This is a genomic window from Cylindrospermum sp. FACHB-282, assembly GCF_014697195.1.
GTDB lineage: Bacteria > Cyanobacteriota > Cyanobacteriia > Cyanobacteriales > Nostocaceae > Cylindrospermum.
This window is the reverse complement of the sequence record NZ_JACJRJ010000034.1, coordinates 65,465-71,464: the sequence shown is the minus strand read 5'-3', so window position 1 is coordinate 71,464 and position 6,000 is coordinate 65,465. Positions and strand designations below refer to the sequence as shown.

Genomic DNA, 6,000 nt, shown 5'->3' with positions numbered 1-6,000 from the left:
GTTTATCTTCTCAGATTTCGGATTTTTAAGATTAGTGTTTTTTCTTTATCCTGAAAATTGTCAGAATCAGGATTTTCAAGATTAATTGTCAGAATCAGGATTTTCAAGATTAGTGTTTTTTCTTTATCCTGAAAATTGTCAGAATCAGGATTTTCAAGATTAATTGTCAGAATCAGGATTTTCAAGATTAGAGGATTAACAGGATTTTGTAGGAAAGTTTATCTTGTTAGATTTCCAATGTTTAAGATTAGAGATTTTTCATCATCCTGAAAATCTTGAAATCCTATAAATCCTGATTCTGACTTTGGTAATTCAGTTCCATCAGCCGTTATTTTGGATTTCATCAAACTTAGCCCTTACAGCCTGTATATCCTGCCACATCAACCATTTAGGCGAACCCCTTTCCTTAGAAGGATTACGCAACAAGTAAGAAGGGTGGAAAATCGGCATGCACAAACGCCCTTGCCACTCTAGCCACTGTCCGCGAATTTTCGTAATTGGTCGTTTATCGGCAGTGATACCTTTGACAGCAGTCGCACCGGTTAATAAAATGATTTTCGGGTCAACTAGGCGAATTTGTTCTAATAAATATGGTTTGCAAGCCGCCATTTCTTCAGGTGTGGGAACTCGGTTTTCTGGTGGGCGGCATTTTACGATATTACCGATATATACATCGTTCTCTGTAGTTAAATTCACAGATGCCAAGATTTTATCTAGCAATTGCCCTGATCTACCCACAAATGGTAAACCTGTTTCGTCTTCGCTTTGTCCTGGTGCTTCCCCAATAATCATGATAGGTGCTTGGAGATTACCTCGTCCGACAACAGCATGAGTGCGCGTGTCTCCCAAACCGCAACGGTGACAGTTATTACAATGATTTTCTAACTCGGTGAGATTAGCATAAGTTCCGGGAGGGATAGGAATTTTAGAGTCTGTAGGAATCAAATCTCGTTGATTAAAGGTTGAATCGTCAAAGAGACTAAGTTGGGTTTCGCTGCTCATGAAACTTGGGATGTTGGCTTGGACATTAGTGGACTGATTGTGGGCAATTTTTTCAGAATAGAATATTGCTGAACACTTAGTATATATAGGATTTTTACCCTTGGAGTTTTTGTAACTTTTTTAAGTTTAGCTAGATACTTGATCTATTTATAGGGACTTTGGTTTGCCAAACTTGTTCAAATTCTAGTTTGGAAATTTCAAATTCTTGAATATCGCCATCACCTAATCTTTGATCGCATAACCTGCCAAAATCATCTGCATGATGGCTGCCATCATAAGATAATACATTGCCGTTTTCGTAAACTTCTAATTGTCTGTCGGGATATAAATTAATACCGATTTCCATAAAGTAGGTACTTGTACCCCAGGCATCATAGTCACCGCCAAGGGATTCATCCCAAAACCATTTGTAATATTTTTTGACTTTTCGTGATAGAGACATAAGATATTTACTCCTAATGAGAGATGTCTACACTCCAGCTAATTTAAAAGTGTATGCCTGTAATAAAGCTAGGTAGCATACCTTTGAAATTATGGGTTGTACTATCACCCTATCAGTTTTCTGTCTGTGGGGAATCATCTAAAGGCCCCAATATTCAATTCCTTGATGACGTAATATGGCTTCAGCACGATGAATTTCTTCATCTGTGGCAGTTAATATGAGCAAATCATAACTTTACCTGCACCCGTGAGCAGCAGATGCGCTGGTTTTATGAGGTATGGAATGCAGCACAGGAATTATGAAATCAGGGTGCAGATGTCTGTGCTGTCACAACTTGGGCGCTTTTGTATATTGGGAAATTTTACCTAAATCTGAAAATGCATACTCAATTTCAGCATCGCCCATTAATTAATAAAAAAGCTACTCATCTTCGTTTCCTGGCGGTCGTTCACTTTTGCTCTGCTGCGAGTGCCATTCAAAAACAATCCGCTCCAATATTTCAGCTTGGGTACAGTCGTTAACAGCAGCGTATACCTTAATCAACTGTCTCACTTCGGGATTAATGTGACGTATTACTAGTTGGTTATCTTCTACCATGTTCATTAGCCGGCATTATGTAGTGAATATAGCGGTTAGTAGACGAAAAAAAGGGGGACTTCGTCTTAAAACGCTGAATTATGATACCTCTCCAGTTTAGAAAATTTTGACTTTAATTGCACAAGAAATTTTAGAACATATAGCAATTTTATCTAAGTTATGAAAAGCACTTTGATAAATTCAGAGTTTTGATTTTGATAACAAAGTGAACATTGGTTTAAGGTAAATAATTAAGTTTCCTTGTCGCTGCTAGCTAATTCCCTGGGTTCATAGTGACGGCAACCCTCACACGGGCCGCTGGGATTGACAGCACAACGGACATAGCCGGATCTGGCATTAAATTTGCAGCTAATATCGCCAACCAAATAGCCTACTCCTTCTAAATAGTAGCGATCGCCTTCAACTGGTCTGATACTTTGCCGTAACCGCGCCCTAGAAACGTTTAAAGCTGCTTGACGCAAGCGTGTACGTTCTCGCAACCGGGTTTTACGGATCACCCACAGGGAAAATAGGGACGGTAATAAACCAACGGTAATCACTAAAAGTGTCCTCAACACCGTCTATTAACCTCTTTTGTGCGCTGATTGAGCATTTCTGATGTTGCACTCTGGCAATTGATTTGAGATGCTTACCCACCAATTAATCGTTTGACATGAGCAGGAAATCTGGCGTTTTGCAGAGCCTGAACAGCCGTGCTGGAATCTTGTACCCAAAATTGCCTACCAAAACGGACAAGATATCGATCATCTCCTGCCTGTACAATGCCAATCACCGGTATTTTTGCCTTTTCTTTGTCTCCTGAATGTTCTTTCAAAATCGTACTCAAGCGATGGTTTTCTTCAAAGGCTGCTGCTTGTTGAGGATTTAGTTCTACCATCACCATCTTGACTGTTTCTACCTGTTCGGCGTCTTCAACTATAAATTGAGTTTGCTCATCTCTTCGGTCTACTTTACCCCAAATAATCAATCTGGCATCAACTTCAAGTAGAGAACTAATGCGTTCATAAGTTTTGGGAAAGACAACTGCTTCTGATTGTGTCGTTAAATCTTCTATTTGCAAAATCGCCATTGGGTCACCTTTTTTGGTGACTACTTTTTTGACGTTATTTAGCATGACAACTGCACAAAGTATGGTGTCATCCTTTTGTAACCCAAGTTGCGACAAATTAATTGGAGTGAGAACTGAGGATGATTGCTGGATGGATTTTAGGGGATGGTCGGATACATAAAAACCTAATAATTCTTTTTCTAAACGCAACTTTTCTTGTGGGGGAAAATCTTTCACATCTGGAGCTTTGGGAGCAGTTTCAAAAGCATTATTAGCTTTTTGATGATTAGCCGAAAATCCACCTAATAAATCAAAGAGGTTTCCCTGACCACTGGCTCTATCTTTGGCACGGGATTGGGCCCAATCATAGACTAATTCTAGGTCTTGGATTAGTTGATTGCGGTTGGGTTCGATTTTGTCAAAGGCTCCACAGTGAATCAGTGACTCCATAGTTCGGCGGTTAACAGCACGCAAATCTACGCGATCGCAAAAATCGCCGAGGTCTTTAAATTCTTTAAACTCTCCGGCTTCTTCTCTCGCTTCTAAAATACAGGCGATCGCATTTTGACCCACGTTACGAACTGCTGAAAATCCAAACAAAATCTTGCCTGCTGCTGGCGTAAAATCCAGCCCAGAGCGATTAATATCTGGGGGATCTATCGGGATACCCATACTAATACAATTATCAAGATATTTCCGCACCTTTTCGGTGTCGCCACTGTTAGCCGTCAACAGCGCCGCCATATATTCTAGTGGGTAATTAGCTTTTAAATATGCGGTTTGATAAGTTACATATCCATAAGCTGTTGAATGGGATTTATTGAAACAATTAGCAGCTATCAAACCATTTTTAATTACAAAATTATGGTCGCGCTCTAGCCCAATATCATAGACATTTTCTCTGCCTACAAAAGTACGTGTAAGTATTTTAACCATTTTTTCTAACCCTCAAAACAAATTCTCTCTTGCTCAAAAAATGTAATTTAAGTAATATTTTTACTACAAATTTACCCTAGAGCCAACACCGCTATACCTTGACACACAATAGAATTAAATTTTTCTAAAATGTGGCAAATTGCACAAAAGCGGTTAACAGGCAGTAAATTGCTAGACTTAAAACTTCAGAAAGTATAACCCCGCCCTGGGAAAAAACTATTGGAGTAGGCTGAAGCAACTGGGCAGAAATTGTCAAAATGTACTAAAATCAATGACTTGAGTCACAAAGAGAGCAATCATGGCATCCATCCGCGAGTTGCACGAACAGCTAATTAAAAAAGAACGTTCTGCCGTTGAAATTACCCAAGAAGCTTTAGACCGTATTCAAGTATTAGAGCCGAAATTGCACAGTTTTTTATCTGTGACGGCACAACACGCCTTAGACCAGGCTCGTGCTGTGGATGCCAAAATCGCCGCTGGGGAAGAAATTGGGCTATTGGCAGGGATTCCCATTGGCATTAAAGACAATTTGTGTACCAAGGGTATTCGCACCACCTGTGGCTCGCGAATTTTGGAAAATTTTGTCCCGCCTTATGAATCCACAGTAACCCAAAAACTAGCAGATGCTGGGGCGGTGATGGTGGGTAAAACCAATTTAGATGAGTTTGCTATGGGCAGTTCCACAGAAAACTCTGCCTACCAAGTCACCGCTAATCCTTGGGATTTATCTAGGGTTCCGGGTGGTTCTTCTGGAGGTTCAGCAGCGGCTGTGGCAGCTGATGAATGTGTGGTATCCCTCGGTTCTGATACTGGTGGTTCGATTCGCCAACCTGCTTCTTTTTGCGGTGTGGTAGGGATGAAACCAACTTATGGACTGGTTTCCCGTTACGGGTTGGTAGCTTACGCTTCATCTTTGGATCAAATTGGGCCATTTGCACGCACAGTAGAAGATGCGACGATATTATTAAAGGCGATCGCAGGTCACGATCCCAAAGACTCTACTAGCTTGAAGGTTCAAGTTCCCGACTATTCTGCTAGCTTAAAACCAGACCTTAAAGCCAGAAAAAAACTCAGAATCGGTGTAATTAAAGAAACTTTTGGTGAAGGGTTAGACTCGGAAGTAGAAAAAGCTGTTACCGCAGCCATCGATGTACTACAAAGTTTGGGAGCAGAAATTCATATAGTTTCCTGTCCCCGCTTCCGCTATGGCGTCCCAAGCTACTATATCATCGCCCCGTCAGAAGCATCAGCAAATCTAGCTCGTTACGATGGTGTCAAGTATGGCTTGCGCTCTCCTGATGCAGACAATCTGTTGTCGATGTACACTCGTACCCGCGCCGCTGGTTTTGGTACAGAAGTTAAGCGCCGGATTATGATTGGCACTTATGCCCTTTCTGCTGGCTATTACGACGCTTACTATCTGAAAGCCCAAAAAGTTCGCACCCTGATTAAAGAAGATTTTGAAAAAGCTTTTGAAATAGTTGATGTTTTAGTCTGTCCTACTTCTCCCACCACAGCTTTCCAAGCAGGGGAAAAAACTACTGATCCCTTAAGTATGTATTTAACTGACTTGATGACTATTCCTGTCAATCTTGCTGGTTTACCAGGTTTGAGCCTTCCCTGTGGTTTTGATCACAAAGGGCTACCAATAGGATTACAGCTAATTGGCAAGGTACTGCGAGAAGATCAACTGTTTCAAGTAGCTTATGCTTATGAGCAATCTACTACTTGGCATCTGCATTCACCCAAAATAGCTTAAAGCCAAATGGCTAATGACTAATGATTTCTGGGGCTAACTCAGTTGCCATATTATGTATATACATAGAATTTTTTCTCTAAATTCTATGTATTTAGGACTTACGCATTGACAGGAAACACCAAGTATGTATTGTTGGTTAAGTCTCTTGTAGGGTGCGTCAGATGTCAAAAATCTGTTAATTATTGCCAAATTATTGAGTCTGACGCACCCTACAAA

6 protein-coding genes are annotated in these 6,000 nt (G+C 40.6%); 1 reads left to right on the top strand and 5 read right to left on the bottom strand.

Annotation, left to right across the window (positions count from 1 at the left end; genetic code table 11):
- Positions 1-321: 321 nt before the first annotated feature.
- The 5 genes from H6G32_RS17660 to H6G32_RS17640 all read right to left on the bottom strand — a co-directional run bounded on the left by H6G32_RS17660 (position 322) and on the right by H6G32_RS17640 (position 4,025).
- Positions 322-1,002, bottom strand: coding sequence for a uracil-DNA glycosylase (locus tag H6G32_RS17660; protein WP_190460639.1), 681 nt, complete (start codon positions 1,000-1,002; stop codon positions 322-324).
- 130 nt (positions 1,003-1,132) lie between these two features.
- Complete coding sequence (locus H6G32_RS17655; RefSeq protein WP_190460637.1) at positions 1,133-1,444, bottom strand: hypothetical protein; 312 nt, start codon at positions 1,442-1,444, stop codon at positions 1,133-1,135.
- A gap of 420 nt (positions 1,445-1,864) precedes the next feature.
- Positions 1,865-2,047 carry a hypothetical protein gene (locus H6G32_RS17650; protein WP_190460635.1) on the bottom strand — a complete coding sequence of 61 codons (183 nt, stop codon included), beginning with the start codon at positions 2,045-2,047 and terminating at the stop codon, positions 1,865-1,867.
- 224 nt (positions 2,048-2,271) lie between these two features.
- Entirely contained in the window at positions 2,272-2,598 is a 327-nt protein-coding gene (locus tag H6G32_RS17645) for a DUF6464 family protein (RefSeq protein WP_190460633.1), read from the bottom strand.
- A gap of 71 nt (positions 2,599-2,669) precedes the next feature.
- Positions 2,670-4,025 (bottom strand): helix-hairpin-helix domain-containing protein, encoded by a 1,356-nt coding sequence (locus H6G32_RS17640; RefSeq protein ID WP_190460631.1) that lies wholly within the window; start codon positions 4,023-4,025, stop codon positions 2,670-2,672.
- Positions 4,026-4,323: 298 nt separating this feature from the next.
- Here H6G32_RS17640 and gatA point away from each other — a divergent pair, with 298 nt between their 5' ends.
- A complete protein-coding gene (gene gatA / locus H6G32_RS17635; RefSeq protein WP_190460629.1) occupies positions 4,324-5,784 on the top strand; it encodes an Asp-tRNA(Asn)/Glu-tRNA(Gln) amidotransferase subunit GatA in 1,461 nt (486 codons plus the stop codon).
- Positions 5,785-6,000 lie beyond the last annotated feature (216 nt).